Source organism: Paraburkholderia sp. USG1, from assembly GCF_031570135.1.
Lineage (GTDB): Bacteria > Pseudomonadota > Gammaproteobacteria > Burkholderiales > Burkholderiaceae > Paraburkholderia > Paraburkholderia dioscoreae.
On the sequence record NZ_JAMWXW010000044.1, the window covers coordinates 1 to 17,493 of the forward strand.

At 63.3% G+C, this 17,493-nt stretch carries 17 protein-coding genes; 13 read left to right on the forward strand and 4 right to left on the reverse strand.

What is annotated here, in order from left to right; all coding sequences use genetic code 11:
- The 10 genes from NE850_RS35960 to ureG form a co-directional block, all read left to right on the forward strand.
- On the forward strand, positions 1 to 198 hold a 198-nt coding region (locus NE850_RS35960), incomplete at its 5' end, for a hypothetical protein (RefSeq protein ID WP_310700120.1).
- Between the two features lie 260 nt (positions 199 to 458).
- Entirely contained in the window at positions 459 to 2,147 is a 1,689-nt protein-coding gene (locus NE850_RS35965; RefSeq protein ID WP_310700121.1) for a hypothetical protein, read from the forward strand.
- A gap of 53 nt (positions 2,148 to 2,200) precedes the next feature.
- Complete coding sequence (locus NE850_RS35970; RefSeq protein WP_310700122.1) at positions 2,201 to 3,289, forward strand: acyltransferase; 1,089 nt, start codon at positions 2,201 to 2,203, stop codon at positions 3,287 to 3,289.
- Positions 3,290 to 3,536: 247 nt separating this feature from the next.
- Positions 3,537 to 4,340, forward strand: a complete 804-nt coding sequence (locus NE850_RS35975; RefSeq protein WP_310700123.1) for a transporter substrate-binding domain-containing protein — start codon at positions 3,537 to 3,539, stop codon at positions 4,338 to 4,340.
- A 175-nt stretch (positions 4,341 to 4,515) separates the two neighbouring features.
- A complete protein-coding gene (gene ureA, locus NE850_RS35980) occupies positions 4,516 to 4,818 on the forward strand; it encodes an urease subunit gamma (protein WP_011487082.1) in 303 nt (100 codons plus the stop codon).
- A 38-nt stretch (positions 4,819 to 4,856) separates the two neighbouring features.
- Positions 4,857 to 5,162 (forward strand): urease subunit beta, encoded by a 306-nt coding sequence (locus NE850_RS35985; protein ID WP_165184851.1) that lies wholly within the window; start codon positions 4,857 to 4,859, stop codon positions 5,160 to 5,162.
- 58 nt (positions 5,163 to 5,220) lie between these two features.
- Positions 5,221 to 6,927 (forward strand): urease subunit alpha, encoded by a 1,707-nt coding sequence (gene ureC, locus NE850_RS35990; RefSeq protein ID WP_165184848.1) that lies wholly within the window; start codon positions 5,221 to 5,223, stop codon positions 6,925 to 6,927.
- 2 nt (positions 6,928 to 6,929) lie between these two features.
- Positions 6,930 to 7,589: an urease accessory protein UreE gene (gene ureE, locus NE850_RS35995; RefSeq protein WP_165184845.1), complete on the forward strand. Its 660-nt coding sequence runs from the start codon at positions 6,930 to 6,932 to the stop codon at positions 7,587 to 7,589.
- Positions 7,576 to 8,256 (forward strand): urease accessory UreF family protein, encoded by a 681-nt coding sequence (locus NE850_RS36000; protein WP_310700155.1) that lies wholly within the window; start codon positions 7,576 to 7,578, stop codon positions 8,254 to 8,256. The genes ureE and NE850_RS36000 overlap by 14 nt, the downstream gene beginning before the upstream one ends.
- A gap of 11 nt (positions 8,257 to 8,267) precedes the next feature.
- On the forward strand, positions 8,268 to 8,921 hold the full coding sequence (ureG, locus tag NE850_RS36005; RefSeq protein ID WP_165184842.1) for an urease accessory protein UreG: 654 nt from the start codon (positions 8,268 to 8,270) through the stop codon (positions 8,919 to 8,921).
- 35 nt (positions 8,922 to 8,956) lie between these two features.
- Here ureG and waaA read toward each other — a convergent pair whose 3' ends face one another.
- The 4 genes from waaA to NE850_RS36025 form a co-directional block, all read right to left on the reverse strand.
- On the reverse strand, positions 8,957 to 10,276 hold the full coding sequence (waaA, locus tag NE850_RS36010; protein WP_310700124.1) for a lipid IV(A) 3-deoxy-D-manno-octulosonic acid transferase: 1,320 nt from the start codon (positions 10,274 to 10,276) through the stop codon (positions 8,957 to 8,959).
- Between the two features lie 67 nt (positions 10,277 to 10,343).
- Complete coding sequence (locus NE850_RS36015; protein WP_310700125.1) at positions 10,344 to 11,228, reverse strand: Kdo hydroxylase family protein; 885 nt, start codon at positions 11,226 to 11,228, stop codon at positions 10,344 to 10,346.
- Positions 11,229 to 11,277: 49 nt separating this feature from the next.
- On the reverse strand, positions 11,278 to 12,279 hold the full coding sequence (gene waaC, locus NE850_RS36020) for a lipopolysaccharide heptosyltransferase I (protein WP_310700126.1): 1,002 nt from the start codon (positions 12,277 to 12,279) through the stop codon (positions 11,278 to 11,280).
- 243 nt (positions 12,280 to 12,522) lie between these two features.
- Complete coding sequence (locus NE850_RS36025) at positions 12,523 to 13,917, reverse strand: phosphomannomutase/phosphoglucomutase (protein ID WP_165184830.1); 1,395 nt, start codon at positions 13,915 to 13,917, stop codon at positions 12,523 to 12,525.
- Between the two features lie 292 nt (positions 13,918 to 14,209).
- On the opposite strand from NE850_RS36025, the gene NE850_RS36030 reads away from it, so the two are divergent.
- From NE850_RS36030 to NE850_RS36040, 3 genes are read left to right on the forward strand one after another with little or no spacing between them, the layout of a single operon-like run.
- Entirely contained in the window at positions 14,210 to 15,472 is a 1,263-nt protein-coding gene (locus tag NE850_RS36030) for an oligosaccharide flippase family protein (protein ID WP_310700127.1), read from the forward strand.
- Entirely contained in the window at positions 15,469 to 16,299 is an 831-nt protein-coding gene (locus NE850_RS36035; protein ID WP_310700128.1) for a glycosyltransferase, read from the forward strand. The genes NE850_RS36030 and NE850_RS36035 overlap by 4 nt, the downstream gene beginning before the upstream one ends.
- A 39-nt stretch (positions 16,300 to 16,338) precedes the next feature.
- Positions 16,339 to 17,487, forward strand: a complete 1,149-nt coding sequence (locus tag NE850_RS36040) for a glycosyltransferase family 4 protein (protein ID WP_310700129.1) — start codon at positions 16,339 to 16,341, stop codon at positions 17,485 to 17,487.
- Positions 17,488 to 17,493 lie beyond the last annotated feature (6 nt).

The following is a 17,493-nucleotide window of genomic DNA, read 5'->3' on the forward strand; positions in this document are numbered from 1 at the left end:
TCCACCGGACCCGATGCCGGATACAGCCCTCACGCTCGTATCCAAGACCACCCAGAAAAGCCAAGCCTCACTTCCATCTTACGTACAAACTTGCTTGAGGGAGTGGGGCTTAAGTTGAGAGCATTGCTGTGCGGGGCGGCACTCACTTTCTTTGCGGCCGCAAAGAAAGTAAGCAAAGAAAGCGGCTCACACCGCTAATTCTTAAGCGGGGCCCCGCACAGCCACGGTAGTGGCACATCTGGAATCCGTGTTCTCGCACATTCAGCCCCAGTGACAAGGCAGTCATTCTTCCGGCGGCGCTGCGCGCGCCGTTGCGGTCTTTGTATTCGCGGCCGTATTCGATAATCCGCTCTTCGTCAGCGCCGTCTATCCCAACTCCTGCGTGCGAGGTCGCACATAAGGCAGGCGGCAATTCCCCTTACAATCGTCCAGCGCAGATGAACGCTAAGGATCACTCAATGCGTTTCGTATACCTTGTCCTGCTAATAAGCGTTTGCTGCGCGTGTTCGCAGCATAATGATCGCATTACTTTTTCCTCAGAAGATCGCGGTGTCGAAAACGCAATTGACACCTGGAGAGATCAGTTTGATCCGCTGTGGCGATATCGCCGCACAACGTGCAGCGCCGGGGCTCTCGCACTCTCTGACGTGAAAGGTCTGGTTCAGCAGCTTCTGCATGTGTCGACAGCAACTGCCTGTGACCGTCTGACGGCGCTGCCGGAAACCTACAGCATGCAAATCGACGGCAACCAGGCGAGCGCGGTCGTGCAAAATGCCAATGGGCGACCTGGGCGCCAGATCCGTTTCATTCTCGCTTCTTCAGCCGGCGGCTGGGCAGTGCGGAAAGTATTAGCGGCAAGCACGCAGTCTACGACGACTATCTTCGACTCAACGCAGGCAGGTTCCAGCGATGGGCGCGTCGAGCCGGCCTATTCGGCATGGATTCCTCACGGTGCCGCACCCTGGGAGATCACGCACGTCATTACCTATGGTCAATCGCTTAGCCAGGGGTTTTTTAACAAACCCGTTTTGTCTACCCATCAGCGTTATTCGTCGTTGCGCTTCAACGGCGGCGTGCGGGCTCAGGACGGTGGGCAAAGCGATGGCGTCGACGTGGCGTACAGACAGTTCGTACCGCTAATCGAGACTCAATGGGGTGACAAGGCCGAGACGCCAACCAGCGGGACGCTGAATATGGCCATGCAGTTGATCGAGCAGGAAAACCTGCAAAACCATACGAAGCTCCCCTATCAGTTCGTCGGATCGGCACCGGGAGAAGGCTCTATGGATATCGCGACGTTGTCGCAGCCCGGCCGCTATTACACACGGCTGCTGCGCGACATCGCTCAGGGAAAACGGCTCGCGGACGCCCAGGGCAAAACGTATGGCGTGGGCGCAATTACATGGACTCAAGGGGAAGCCGATGATTCCGTCAATACACCCATTCCGGCTTATATCACCAGGCTGAAAACGCTGCGGGCCGACGTCGATCGGGACGCAAAGGCGCTCACGGGACAGAAGCAGGACGTCGAGATGATCACGTATCAAGTGGCCACGAATCGCCATTTTGATCAGCGGTATCCGCATATCGCGCTTGCGCTCCTACAGGCGAGCCACGAAGATCCGCACATTCATCTGGCGGTGCCAATGTATCTCTTTCGCTACGTGGACGGTGGGCATACCGGCAATCGCAGCACCGAATGGATGGGCGCCTACTACGGACTCGTGCTGAAGAGGATTCTGATCGACCAGGAGACGTGGAAGCCTCTCGAACCGCTGGCCTGGCAGCGCGCGGGCGCAACGGCCACGCTGCGCTTCAATGTCCCCGCCCCGCCTCTCAGATGGGATACAACGCAGGTTGCGGGCAACTCGGACTATGGTTTTTCACTGCGTCTGCCATCCGGCAACTTGCTGCCCATACAGTCGGTATCGATCACCGGCCCCGACGAGGTGAGAATTACCGCCCAATCGCCTATCCCTGCCGGTACGCATGTCGAATATGCATTCAATGGTGTTGGCGTTGCGGGCAGCCGTTATGGTCCGCGTGGCAATCTCCGGGATTCGCAAGGCGATGCGATCCGGTTTAACGATGGACGCGAATCGATGCGTCTCGACAACTGGTGCGTGATTTTCGACGTGCAGCTTTAGCACTTCGTGAAGAGCCGGCCACATCGCATGGAAACAGGAACCGGAACGAGGCAATGGTGAAAGAAGAGCGCATTAGAGGCGATCAGGCGATTTCCATCATGGCGATCGTTTGCGCGGAGGCCATTCGCCGAGTCGTAGATGCCGGTTTTCTGCAAGACGGGCATGTGGCCCGTCTCATGAAGATTCTTCTGTACGCCGCCAGCACGCTTGGATATCCCACACTCTTCTTCCTGTTTGGCCTGAGTACGGTGGCGTGTTTGCAGCGCTCACGCACCCACTTGCTGAAATCGGCCGCCCTGACCGTTCTCTATCCATATCTGCTTTGGTCGATATTGCAGATAGGGGTGCAGTGGGTCGTGGCCGAATATAGAGGCTATTCCCTCCAACAGATCGAATTGACTCGTCTGGCATGGGCACCCGTTGGACAATTCTGGTTTCTCTACGCGCTTTTCATCTGCCAGATCATTTCGTGCATCGCAGTGTGGCCACGGCCCACAACGTCCGCAAGTGCGTTGACCGTAGCAAATCGCTGCGTGATTTCCGCGCTGGTGGTTGCTGGCGCCATAGTCGCGACGCGCAGTCATTGGGGCGTCGTCACGATGACGTGCTGGGGCCTTGTCTTCTTTCTGTCCGGCATGCTGTTCGCCTCCCGATGGGACAGGCAGAGTGAGCGCGCGGCTCCTGGCTTTCGCGTCGCGTTGGCCACTGGAATCGCTTTTACAGCCGCCGCGACAATAGCGCAGCCTTTTGGCGACTATCTGAACATCTACTCGTTGCCCCTCAGTTTTCTGGGTATCGCAGCGGCCATTTCGATTGGGACGTGCCTGGCAACATGGCGAAGCTCGCGCTGGATCGTCTCGCTTTGCTCGTTGTGGAAGCCCGTCTACCTGCTGCATGTGCTGGCAATCGCCGCGACCTGGAACGCGTTGCTGGCGTTCGGTATCAGTCGGCCAGTCGTCCACGTTGTGCTCGGTATTGCGGCCGGTTTGACAGTACCGATAGCGACCCATCTGATCACAAAGCGCGCGGGAATCGCCGCGTGGGCAGGCTTCGAGGAACCGACGGCAGTGCGCTGCGAAGACACAAAGGTTTCGGATCTCGCGGCTCGGACTCCCGGCAAGACCGTCAAATCGCGTGCATGACGTTGATCACTGAGGAGGGCCCGGCCGGTGTCAGGCATACGCAGTAGCGGCTTTCACCGTCGTAAGACGAAGCGCGCACCAAGATGGCGCATCGCGCCGCTTCAATTGCGTGCGCCCCATGTTCCAACGCCCGGCAGGCCCATGCTGCACCGTCATGGCACACACCTTGCGTCGCCATTTCACACGATGCTGCCGCACCCTGACGGCAGCCGACCGGCTCTGCGCCACCTCCGCTCACAGAACAAACATGACACGATCCACTCTTCGCCCCGCGCGTCGCGCCTGGCTCGCCGCACTGCTGCTCTCGCCCGTCCTCGCCATCACCACGCCCGTCGCTCACGCGGACACACTCGATAACATTGCCAAGGCCGGTGTGCTGAAAGTCGCCGTGCCGGAAGACTATCCGCCGTTCGGTTCGGTCGGCGCGGACATGAAGCCGCAAGGCTACGACATCGATACCGCCGCGCTGCTCGCGAAGTCGATGAATGTGAAGCTCGAACTCGTGCCGGTCAATAGCGCCAACCGTATTCCGTATCTGCAAACGGGCAAGGTCGATCTGGTGATCTCGTCGCTCGGCAAGACCCCGGATCGCGAGAAGGTGATCGATTTTTCGACCGCTTATGCGCCGTACTATCAGGGCGTGTTCGGTCCCGCCGATATCAAGGTCAGCGGCCCCGCCGACCTGACCGGCAAGACGGTCGGCGCAACCCGCGGCGCACTCGAGGAAATCGGTCTCACGCAAATGGCGCCGAACGCGACCATCAAGCGCTTCGAGGACAACAACGCGACCATCGCGGCGTTTCTGTCGGGCCAGGTGCAGTTGATCGCCGCGGGCAATATCGTCGCGGCCGCGATCCTCGCGAAGAATCCCCCGCGCCGGCCAGAACCGAAGTTCGTCATCAAGAATTCGCCGTGCTTCGTCGGCATGAACAAGAACGAGCCGCGTCTGCAGCAGAAAGTGAACGCCGCCATCGCGCAAGCGAAGCAGGACGGCACGCTCAATACCATGTCGAAGAAGTGGTTCGGCGCGCCGCTACCGGCTGATCTGTAAGCGTGCCGTTAGGCGAAGTTGATACCGTGACTGGCTTATCCGGCATTGCACTCGTCATGGACTCATCCCGTGCGTAGCACGCGATCGCGGCCATGACGCGCAGCGCCTATCATTGTCGCAGCCGGTCCCGCACGGGACCGCCGCAACGACCGTCGCAACCCTACGCACACATTCGATGAAGCTGACACCTCGCGAGAAGGACAAGCTGCTGATCTTCACCGCCGCGCTGCTTGCCGAACGGCGCCGCGCGCGCGGCCTCAAACTGAACTACCCGGAAGCGATCGCCTTCATCACCGCCGCGCTGATGGAAGCGGCCCGCGACGGCAAGACCGTCGCCGAGGTGATGCACTACGGCACCACGCTGCTCACCCGCGACGACGTCATGGAAGGCGTGCCGGAGATGATTCCCGATATCCAGGTCGAAGCCACCTTCCCCGACGGCACCAAGCTCGTTACGGTTCACCATCCGATTCCCTGATCACAGAAATCGCAGAAATCACCATAAGGCAGGCCCAGATGATTCCCGGCGAACTCCTCATCGACGACGGCGAACACGAGCTCAACGCAGGCCGCGCCACCGTGACGGTGGTCGTGTCGAACACCGGCGACCGGCCGGTGCAGATTGGCTCGCACTACCACTTCTACGAAGTGAACGACGCCCTCGCGTTCGATCGCGCCGCCGCGCGCGGCTTCCGGCTGAACATCGCGGCGGGCACCGCCGTGCGCTTCGAGCCCGGTCAGGAACGCACCGTCGAGCTGGTCGCACTGGCGGGCGAGCGCGTCGTCTACGGCTTCAACGGCAAGGTGATGGGCAAACTGTGAGGCGCCTCTCCGTCTCCGCACGCGCCCAGATCGCCCTGTTCATTTCCGGATCCACACCATGACCTTACGCATTGGCCGCCGCGCATACGCGGAAATGTTCGGCCCCACCACCGGCGACCGCGTGCGCCTCGCCGACACCGAATTGCTGATCGAAGTCGAGCGCGACTTCACCACCTACGGCGAAGAAGTGAAATTCGGCGGCGGCAAAGTGATTCGCGACGGTATGGGTCAGTCGCAACGCGTGCATGCCGACGTGGTCGATACCGTCGTGACGAATGCCGTGATCCTCGATCACTGGGGCATCGTCAAGGCCGATATCGGCATCAAGAACGGCCGTATCGCCGCAATCGGCAAAGCGGGCAATCCCGACATCCAGCCGAACGTGACGATCGCGATCGGCGCCTCCACCGAAGTGATCGCGGGCGAAGGCCTGATCGTCACGGCGGGCGGCATCGATACGCACATTCACTTCATCAGCCCACAGCAGATCGAAGAAGCGCTTGCGAGCGGCGTGACCACGATGCTCGGCGGTGGCACCGGTCCTGCCACGGGCACGAACGCGACCACCTGCACGCCCGGTCCGTGGCATCTCGAACGCATGCTGCAAGCGGCCGACGGCTATCCGATGAATCTCGGCTTTCTCGGCAAAGGCAACGTGAGCCAGCCGCAACCGGCGCTGGAGCAGATCGCCGCAGGCGCGATCGGCCTCAAGCTGCATGAGGACTGGGGCACGACACCGGCCGCGATCGACAACTGCCTTTCCGTTGCCGACGATACCGACACCCAGGTCGCGATCCACACGGACACGCTCAACGAAGCGGGTTTCGTCGAAACGACCGTGGCCGCGTTCAAGGGCCGCACGATCCACACGTATCACACGGAAGGCGCGGGCGGCGGCCACGCACCGGACATCATCAAGGTGTGCGGCGAGGCGAACGTGCTGCCCTCGTCGACCAATCCGACGCGCCCGTACACCGTCAACACGCTCGAAGAACATCTCGACATGCTGATGGTGTGCCACCACCTGGATCCGTCGATTGCGGAAGACATTGCGTTCGCCGAATCGCGCATTCGCCGCGAAACCATCGCCGCCGAAGACATCCTGCACGACCTCGGCGCGCTATCGATGCTGTCGTCGGATTCGCAGGCGATGGGACGTGTGGGCGAAGTGATCATCCGCACGTGGCAGACCGCGCACAAGATGAAGGTACAACGCGGCGCGCTGCCCGAAGACAACGCGCGGCACGACAACTTCCGTGCGAAGCGCTATGTCGCCAAGTACACGATCAATCCGGCGATCACGCACGGTATCGCGCATGAGGTCGGTTCGATCGAGCCGGGCAAGTGGGCCGATCTGGTGTTCTGGGAGCCGGCGTTCTTCGGCATCAAACCGTCGCTGATCCTGAAGGGCGGCATGATCGCGATGGCGCAGATGGGCGACCCCAACGCATCGATCCCCACACCGCAGCCGGTGCACTATCGCGAGATGTTCGCGACACGCGGCGGCGCATTGGGCCGCACGTCGCTCACCTTCGTCTCGCAGATGGCCGCCGATGCGGGCGTCGCCGAACGCTACGGCCTGAACAAGCGTATCGTGGCGGTCAGGAACTGCCGCAACATCTCGAAGGCAGACATGATCCACAACGCGTGGCGTCCGGCGATCAGCGTCGATCCGGAAACCTATCAGGTAATTGCCGACGGTCAGTTGCTGACCTGCGAACCGGCCACCGTGCTGCCGATGGCGCAACGCTACTTCCTGTTCTGACCATGCGCACCATCGACAAACTGATTGCACCGCATCTGAAGCTCGCGCCCGTGCTGGTAAAGCGCGCACCGACCTTGACGCTGGCGTTCGACGACCGGCGCAAGAGCCGGCTCGCGGCCACGCTCGACAGCGGCGAAGACGTCGCGCTGCTATTGCCGCGCGGCACCGTGCTGCGCGACGGCGACGTGCTGGTTGCGGACGACGGCGGACTCGTGCGGGTGGTCGCCGCGCCGGAAGCGGTGCTCTACGTGCGCGCGAAAGATGCGTTGACGTTGACTCGCGCCGCCTATCACCTCGGCAATCGCCACACGCCGGTGGAAGTCGGCGCCGATTATCTGAAGCTCGAATTCGATCCGGTGCTGGCCGATATGCTCAAGCGCATCGGCGCGACGGTCGATCAGGTCTCGATGCCGTTTCAACCGGAATCGGGCGCGTATGGCGGCGGGCATAAGCACGGTCACGACGAAACCTTCGCCGAAGACTATGCGTTAGCGCAGCAGGTGTTCGGCGAGCATCATGGGCATTCGCATGACCATGAGCATGAGCATGGACATAGTCACGCGGCGCAGGAGCATTCGCACGGGCATGACCACGACCACGGCGATCACGTCCACGACGAATCGTGCGGCCACGGGCATCACCACCATCATGCGCATCGCTGAACTGACGGCGCTGCTGCACCTTGCGTCGCCGGCGCTGCCGATCGGCGCATTCAGCTACTCGCAGGGTCTCGAAGCCGCGATCGAAGCGCAACTGATCACCGATGCCGATTCCGCCCGCGAGTGGATTGCCAGCGGCTTGACCGACGTGCTCGCGCACGGCGAACTGCCATTCCTCGCGCATCAGATGGAACGCTGGCGCACGCATGAGGCGGAGGGCTTGCGCGTTGCCAACAGCGAATTCCTGGCAAGCCGTGAATCCGCGGAATTGCGCCGCGAAACCGAGCAGATGGGCTGGTCGTTGCGGCAATTGTGCGTATCGCTCGAATGGGGCGATGCCGACCGGCGCGCAACGCTCGCCTCGATAACGCCGCTCGCTCAACCCACCGCGTTTGCGTTCGCCGCCTACGCCCACGCCGCAGCCGTCGACGCCACCCTCGCCGCCTACGCCTTCAGCTGGGTGGAAAACCAGGCGGCCGCCGCGCTCAAGGCCGTGCCGCTGGGACAACTCGCCGGTCAACGCATCATCGTCGCGCTGCGCGAGCCGATCGACGCCGCGGTAACGCGGGCTCTCGCTACATCGCCGGAAAACATCAACACCTTCGCGCCGCAACTCGGCATTCTGTCGGCGCGCCACGAGTCGCAGTATTCGCGGCTCTTTCGCTCATAACACGATCCATCATGAACGCACCTCATCATCCCGCCCACTCGACCGTCCGCACGAAAAAGCTGCCGCCGCTGCGCGTGGGCGTCGGCGGCCCGGTCGGTTCGGGCAAGACCACGCTGCTCGAAATGCTGTGCAAGGCGATGCGCGAACAGTACGACCTCGTCGCCATTACCAACGACATCTATACGAAAGAAGACCAGCGGCTGCTGACGGTGGCGGGCGCGTTGCCGGCCGAACGGATCATGGGCGTCGAAACGGGCGGCTGTCCGCACACGGCGATCCGCGAGGACGCGTCGATCAACCTCGAAGCCGTCGACCGTATGCTCACGCGTTTTCCGGACGCGGATATCGTGTTCATCGAATCGGGCGGCGACAACCTCGCGGCGACATTCAGTCCGGAACTGTCGGACCTGACGATCTACGTGATCGACGTGGCGGGTGGCGAGAAGATTCCGCGCAAGGGCGGCCCCGGCATTACGAAGTCCGATCTGCTGGTGATCAACAAGACGGACCTGGCTCCAATGGTCGGTGCGAATCTCGACGTGATGGCGTCGGACGCGAAGAAGATGCGCGGCGAGCGGCCCTTCGTGATGTGCAATCTGAAGGCGCTCGACGGGTTGGACGTGGTGGTGAAGTTTATCGAGAAGAAGGGGTTATTGAAGGTTTGAGGCCCGGGTGCAATGACGCCTTTTGCACCCCGCCCTCACTCCACCTCCGGCAACAACGCCATCAACACATCCACGGTTCGCGCGGTCGCGCCGCGGTGACGCGCGGCGAACGCCGAAGCCGCGCCGCTCATGGCCAGCCTTCTGGCCTTGTCGCCGAACAATTCGCGCAATGCCTGCGCCAGATCGGCCGGATCCTGCACCTGAACCGCGGCGCCCGCCGCCACGGCATCCGCGGTGGCCTGCGTGAAGTTGAACACGTGCGGTCCGATCAGCACCGGCACACCGACCGCGCACGCTTCGATCAGATTCTGCCCGCCCAACGGCAGCAAACTGCCGCCGATGAACGCCAGATCCGAAGCCGCATAGTAAGCGCCCAACTCGCCCATTGAATCGCCCAGCAGCACGTTCACGCCCCCAGGCAAAGCCGGCAAACCGCCACTCGCGGTCGCCGCCGCCGACGCCACCTTCGCGTCCGGCGCCCAGGCCGAACGCCGCTCGAGCCGCAGCCCGGCTTTCTCGACCAGCCCCGCGACTTCGTTGAAACGTTGCGGGTGACGCGGCACCAGAATCAGCAGCGCGTCGTCGATGCCGAGCGCCGCGAACGCCTGCAGCACCAGTTCCTCTTCGCCCTCGCGCGTGCTGGCCGCGACCCATACCGGACGCGTACCGATCGCCGCGCGCCACGCATGCCCGCGCGCGGCCAGTTCCGGCGGCGTGGTCATGTCGAATTTCAGATTGCCGAGCACCGCCGCGTTGCGCGCGCCGAGCGCGGTCAGCCGCTCGGCATCCGACGGACTCTGCGCCAGCACGCGCGCAAAGCCGCCGAACACGTCTTTGGTCGCACTGCCGAACTTCGCCGCACGCTTATACGAGCGCGCCGACATCCGCGCATTGGTCAGCACCAGCGGCACGTCCGCGCGATGGCATTCGTCGATCAGCGTCGGCCACACTTCGGTTTCCATCACCAGACCGAGCGATGGCCGCCATGCCCGCAAAAACCGCCGCACCGCATGCGGCATGTCGTACGGCAGATAGCTGCGCAAAACACGGTCGCCGAAAATCTGCTCGCCGGTGGCGCGCCCGCTCGGCGTCATGTGGGTCAACAGAATGCGTGCGTCGGGACGCGCCTTCATCAACGCTTCGATCAGCGGTTGCGCGGCGCGCGTCTCCCCCACCGACACCGCGTGCACCCAGATCAGCGGCGCGTTGTCTTCGGGCAGCCGGCCGCGCGAGTATCCGAAACGCTCGCCGATATGCTCGCGATAGCCGCGCTCTTTGCGCGAGCGGATCATGAGGCGCAGGACGGCCAGCGGCGCGATGATCCACCAGAGCGCGTGATAGACGGTCCTCAGCATCGGCACTCCGCGTGCCTGAACGGAGAAGCCGACGCGCCGAACGAAACCGCAAAACGGCCTGCGGCGCTCAAACCAGCGCCCTGCCCTTGAGGCGTTCGAGAATCCCGAGCGGCGCGCATTCGGGCTGCACCATCGCCTTGACCGGCAGGAAAAAGGTCTGCTCCAGCATGAACTGGCCGGACATCACCGCGTGCGAGGTCTGATCCGAGAAACACACCCAGACACTGCCGGGCGGAAACGGTATGGTCTCCTGCGGACTCGACTTCTGGTAGTCGAGGTCGGCCTTCATGCCGTCGTGCAGATGCAGCATCAGATGATCGTATTCGCTGCGCGGCGATTTGGTCACGTGCAGCAGGTTCAGCAGCCAGGCCGAGCCCGGCATTTGCGGCTTGATGCGCGGCAGGAAGCGTTTGGCCATGTCCTCGAACGGTTCGCCGACACGCCACACGCGCGGCGCGCCATGCGGATTGACGTTGGTGAATACGCGCAGAATGCGCTCGCCGTAGTTCGGGCGCGAAGGAAAGGCGTCCACGTGCAGGCGGCTATCGTCTTTGCGCCACGAGGTCTCGCGCGTTTCCACCTGATGCAGCCGCAGGCTGGTCGGCGCCACACGCAGCCGGCCGTTGTATTCGGGAAAGAGCCCGTCGACCAGCGTGCGCGCGTTGGCCTGATAACGCGCGATCAACGCGCGTACCGCGGTTTGCGTGACGGCGTCGCCGGCCACGCCGTGCAACGCGCCGCCATTCGGTTCGAGGCTGATGTTCTTGCGATTCGGATCGGCGAGCGCGGGGTCGAGCAGCGCCTGTTCGCCGCCTTCGATCGGGAAGCGCAGATTCGGGAAATACAGCACTTTGCCGCGTTCGACGCCGGCGAGCAGCGTCTCGCGCGGCACGGACAGGTTGCGCCCCTGCCAGTCGGCGTTCGCTACTTCGATGATCTGGGTTTCGTTCATGGTCGCCCTTGAAAACGGTTGGAGCGCAAGGCGAAGCGCCCCGGACGTGTCACAGCAGGCCGAAGCCCGCGAGTGCCGACTTCACCTGTTGCAGCGTGGGCGGCTGTCCGGCCGTGCCGAGATTGACAACGTTCGGCGACCAGTAGCCGCCGGTACGCCACGCGGTGGCGAAATTGTACAACTCGATGGTCGGGCGCTTCAGCGCCGCGGCGATGTGAACCAGACCTGTGTCAACTCCGACGGTCGCGGCCGCGCCTTCGATCAGCCCGACCACGGCCGGCAACGAGAGCTTCGGCGGCACGATGGCCGCCGCGCCGAATTCCTTGGCGAGCCGCTCGCTGGTGACGCGTTCCGCCTCACTGCCCCACGGCAGCACGATCGACGCGCCGCGCCGCACCAATGACTGCCCCAACTCGATCCACGCGGTGTCCGGCCACTGCTTGTCGGCGCGCGAGGTGGCGTGCACGAACACCACATACGGCACCGGCAGGTTCAGATTCGCCTCGGACAAAGCCAGCGCGGCCCGCCCGGTGTCGATGCCGAAGTCGATGTGGTCGGTGGGTTGCGGCGGCGGGTCGTTCAGCGCCGCGGCCACCAGTTGGCGCGTGCGTTCCACCACGTGGGTGCGCGGCTCGATCGGCACGCGCTTGTCGTAAAAGAAGCGCACCGGCCATTCGAAGCCCGCGCCGTCGGTACGGTTCGCGAGGCCGACCAGCGGCCCGCGCGCCATGCTCGCGACCCATGCGGTCTTGATGAGCCCCTGGCAGTCGATCACGAGATCGTAGTTTTCGGCGGCGAGCGCGCGGCGGAATGCGCCGATCTCGCGCCAGTTGTCCAGCGACAGAATGCGCTTGCGCCAGCGCCGCAGGGACACGGGAATCGCCCGGCGCACGCCGCTCACGAGTTGCACCAGCCCCACGAAGCTCTCTTCGACGAGCCAGTCGATCTGAGCCTCGGGATGACGGCGTCGGATGTCGGCGATCACCGGCATGTTGTGAACGACGTCGCCCAACGACGACACCCTCACGATCAATATCTTTTGCACGCTCAAGAGTGGGAAAACCGGCTGTCCGGCCCGAAGATGCGTTGAGAGAGCCCCGAACCTGTCGTTTCACGCCAGGCCCCCGAGCAAGGGACGAGAAAAACCTGGGGCGGCCCGGCGTTTTCTCAGGGGGACGGCAATTCTAGCGCGTTGCATGTGAATCGCATGAAAAACGCGGCGCGGTAAAAGAAACCCGCGCCGCGTTCGACGGCGGACCGCGGTTCAAACCGAACCGCGCCGCCGCTTCAGCGTTCAGAACGGCAGCTTCGCGTCAGCCTTCTCCGCGAGGATCACGCGGCGGAAGTCTTCCTGGATGCGCTTGAGCGCCGCGTCGTTATCGGCTTCGAAACGCATCACGACCACCGGCGTGGTGTTCGACGAACGCGCGAGACCGAAGCCGTCCGGATATTCGACACGCAGGCCGTCGATCTTCACGACGTCGTCCGCGCCGGTGAACTTTGCGTTCTGCTGCAGGCGCGCGATCAGTTCGAAGTTCTCGCCTTCTTCGAGCTTCAGTTGCAGTTCAGGCGTGGAGTTCGAGTTCGGCAGCGAGTTCAGCAGCTTGCTCGGATCCGCCACGCGCGTGAGGATTTCGAGCAGACGCGCGCCCGTGTACAGGCCGTCGTCGAAACCGTACCAGCGGTCCTTGAAGAACACGTGGCCGCTCATTTCGCCGGCGAGCGGTGCGCCGGTTTCGCGCAGCTTGGCCTTGACGAGCGAGTGGCCGGTCTTCCACATGAGCGGCTCGCCGCCCTTGTCCTTCACCCACTTGGCGAGATTGCGCGTGCACTTCACGTCGTAAATGATCTGCGCGCCCTTGTTGCGCGACAGCACTTCTTCCGCGAACAGCATGAGCTGGCGGTCCGGATAGATGATCTGGCCGTCTTTGGTGACTACGCCCAGGCGGTCGCCGTCGCCGTCGAAAGCGAAGCCGATTTCGGCGTCCGTTTCCTTCAACGCGCGGATCACGTCCTGCAGGTTTTCCGGATGAGCCGGGTCCGGGTGATGGTTCGGAAAGTTGCCGTCGATCTCGGTGAACAGTTCGACCAGTTCACAGCCGAGCTTTTTGAACAGCTTGGGGGCGAGGCCGCCGGCCACGCCGTTGCCGGTGTCGACCACGATCTTGATGGGGCGCGCGAGCTTGATGTCGCTCGCGATGCGATCGAGATAGGCGTCGGCAATGTCGTACTCGGTGTACGTGCCGCTGCCTTCAGAGAAGTTCTCGTCGACGATGCGCTGATGCAGCGCGAGAATCTGCTCGCCGTAAATGGCCGCGCCGCGCAGGACCATCTTGAAGCCGTTGTAGTCCGGCGGATTATGACTACCCGTCACGACGATGCACGAATCGACGCGGCGCTCGCCGCCTTCGAGCTTCAATGGCACGCTGGCCGCGAAATAGCCGACCGGGGTGGGCACCATGCCCACGTTGACCACGTCGACACCGGCCGCGCGCAGACCGTCGGACAGTGCCTGGATCAGCTCGGGACCGGAGAGGCGGCCGTCGCGTGCGACCACCACGGCGTCGCCGCCTTGCGCTCGCACCTCGCTGCCGAACGCGCGGCCGATTGAACGCGCTGCGTCGGCGTCGAGCGTCTTGCCGATTACACCGCGAATGTCATATGCCTTGAAAATAGACTTGGAGATCATGTTGGCTCACTTGCGTGCAATGGAAAATTTTGACCGGCGCACCGATGATGAATCGGTAAAACCCAGCGATGCGCCCTTGCCGGAAGCGATCCGGTTCCAACTTATAATTGCGCTTTTCGGACCAGCCTTATAACGCCATTCTAATGCTTAGACGCCCTCCAATTGTAAAGTTGCCGATACACTCGGCTGGGTGGGCAAACGTGCGCACTGCGCCGCTCGGGGCGTTCGGGTCGCGCGTGCTATCGGCGCCGTCGGCACAAGCGGCACGAGCGGACCGCCGGGCATCCACCGGATGCTGACGCTCAAGCGCTTCGCCAATCCGGACGTCACGCGCGCCTTCACGAATATCGTGTGGCTCGGGCTGGAGCGGCTCACGCAGATCGGCGTGGCGATCGCGATCAGCGGCATGCTGGCGCGCTACTTCGGGCCGGACGTCTTCGGCAAATGGCAATACGCCAACACGCTGCTGCTGGTGCTCTCGCCCATCACCTGGGTATGCGGCGCGGAGATCCTCGTGCCCACCATCGTCAACCGGCCGCCGGCGCAACTCGGCACCGTGCTCGGCAGCGCCTTCGCGCTGCGCATTTCGGTGTCGGTCGCGGCCCTGCTGCTCACATGGCTCGGCATCGCCCTGCACTTCTTCGAGCCGCTGGTCGGCGCCATGCTCGCCGGCCTCGCCGTGACCATGCTGTTTCGCGAGCCGTTCGTCGGCGTGATCAACGCGTGGCTGCAAAGCATGACCTACAGCAAGCCGCAGTTGCTGACCAGCATGAGCACCGCGGTGCTGAAAGCCGCCCTGGTCTATCTGCTCGTGCGCGCGGCGGCCACGCCCGCGCGTTTCGGCTGGCTGTGGGCGCTCGAATCAGCGGCGATTGGCGCCGTGCTGGTGATCTACTACATCGGCCGGCATGGCGGCAAGCTCGACTGGCATCTCGACCGGGCGCTCTTCCGGCATTTCGCGAGCGCGGGCACCGTGTTCTGGCTCGGCCTGATCTGTATGTACCTGTTCCTGAAACTGGACCGGCTCATGCTCGAACGGGCCATTTCGTTCGCCGACCTCGGGCGCTATTCCGCCGCCCAGCAGTTGAACGAAAACTGGATCACGCTCGCGCTGATGCTCGCGCAGACCATCGCGCCCGCCTTCGTCTACCGCGTGCAGGACGCCGCCCAGCTACGCCGCAACATGTGGCGGCTCACCGCCATGACCGCGGCGCTGATGGTGGGCGGCGCGATCATCCTGGATCTGCTGGCCGGCCTGATCATCCGCCGCGTGTTCGGGCCGCAGTTCGAAGGCGCGATCGAGATTTTCCGCTGGGCCGTGTGGCTCTCCGTGCCCGCCGGCATCGAGGCGATCGGCAATCTGATCGTGCTGAAATATCAGGCCAGGTTCGTGTTGCTCTCCAAGTGGCTGCTCGCGTTGGCCGTCGCATTCGTGGTCAATCTGCTGGCGATTCCGCGGCTCGGCGCTTACGGCGCGCTGGTGGGCCTCGCGGCCGGCTATCTGACAGCGGCGTCGGTTAATCTTTATTACATCCGTTTCAAATTGCGCCCATGACGAACTCACCCGCCACCGCGCACATGACCCTCGACGACGTCGCGGTGCTGATACCCGCCTACAACGGCCAGGCCGACGTCGACCTCACGCTCGCGTCGTTCAGCGAAAGCGCGCCGGTGCACGTGCTGATCGTCGACGACGGCAGCACGCCGCCAATCGTCGCGCCGGCCATCGCCAACATGAAGATCGAAGTGCTGCGCATGGCGCAGAATGGCGGTATTGAACGCGCGTTACAAACCGGCATCGACGCCCTTGCGCAGCGCGGCTTCCGCTATGCGGCGCGCATCGACACGGGCGACCGCAGCGTGCCGCAGCGGCTCGCCAAACAACGCCTCTTCATGGAATTGCATCCGCGCGTGGCGGGCCTCGGCATGTGGACGCAGGTCGTCACCCGCGAAGGCAAGCCGCTTTTCATGCTGACGCCGCCCGCCGAACCGGATGCGATCCGCCGCTTGCGCTTTTTTCGCTCATGCCTCGCGCATCCTTCGATGATGCTGCGCATCGACGCCGTGCGCGCGGTCGGCAACTACCGCGCCGAGTACCGCTCCGCCGAGGATCTCGATCTGTTCGTGCGGCTGATGCAACGCTACGACTGCGCGAACCTGCCGGAGCTCGGGCTCTACTACGAACTGAACGAAGGCGGCATCAGCGCCACTAAACGGCGCCGCCAGGTGAGCTCGACGCTGCGGCTGCAACTGCGCTACTTCAACGTCGTCAATCCGTACGACTGGTTAGGCCTCGCCAAAAATCTGCTGCATCTGGTGACGCCTTACCGCGCGCTGCAACGGATCAAGCGCAGCCTGCTCACGACGCGCGCGAGCCGCTAAATCATTCACCACCCCATTCACCGCCGAGTTCGTTCCCGCATGAAGCCTGCCCTGAAGTCGACGCCCGCGTTGCGCATTACACTCGTCTGTAACACCGCCTGGGCAATCTATACCTACCGGCAAGGGCTGATCCGCATGCTGGTCGGACGCGGCGTCGACGTGACGGTGCTTGCGCCGCGCGACCGCACGTTCGAACTGCTCGCCGCGATGGGCTGCCGCTGCATCGAATTGCCGGTCGCCTCCAAAGGCACCAATCCGCGCGACGACCTGCGCACGCTGTATGCGCTCTACCGGCAATACCGGACGATCCGCCCGCACGTGGTATTCCATTACACGATCAAGCCGAATATCTATGGATCGATCGCCGCCAAGCTGGCGGGCGTGCAATCGGTTGCGGTCACAACCGGATTGGGCTACGTGTTCATCCAGCAGAGCCGCGCCGCTCAGGTGGCCAAAAAACTGTATCGTTTCGCCTTCCGTTTCCCGCGCGAAATATGGTTTTTGAATCGCGACGATCAGGCCGCGTTTGTCGAACAGAATTTGTTGGTGCATCCTGAGCGCGCGAGGTTGCTGCATGGCGAAGGCGTGGACCTCGACCAGTTCGCCTTCACCCCGTTGCCCGAGCGGGACGATTACCGCTTCGTGCTGATCGGGCGGCTGCTGTGGGACAAGGGCGTGGGCGAATATGTCGAAGCCGCGCGGCGTTTGCGCGAACGTTATCCGCATGCGCGGTTCCAGTTGCTCGGCCCGGTGGGTGTCGACAATCCCAGTGCGATTACGCGCGAAGAAGTGGCGGCGTGGGAGCAGGAAGGCATCATCGAGTATCTTGGGGAGGCGCATGACGTGCGGCCTTTCATCGCCGAAGCGGATTGCGTGGTGTTGCCGTCGTATCGCGAAGGCGTGCCGCGCACGCTGATGGAAGCCTCGGCAATGGGCCGGCCGATCGTCACGACCGACGTGCCGGGCTGCCGCGAGGTGGTAGCGGACGGCGTCAACGGCTTGCTGTGCGAGGTGCGCAATGCAGAAAGCCTCGCGGCCACGCTGGCGCGCATGCTCGACATGAGCGGCGCTGAGCGGCGGGCCATGGCTGAACGCGGCCGGAAGAAAGTCGCGGAGGAATTCGACGAGCGCGTGGTCGCCGAAACGTATAAGGACCTGGTGCAGAAAATGACGGGCGTTTTACTTTAACGGAGC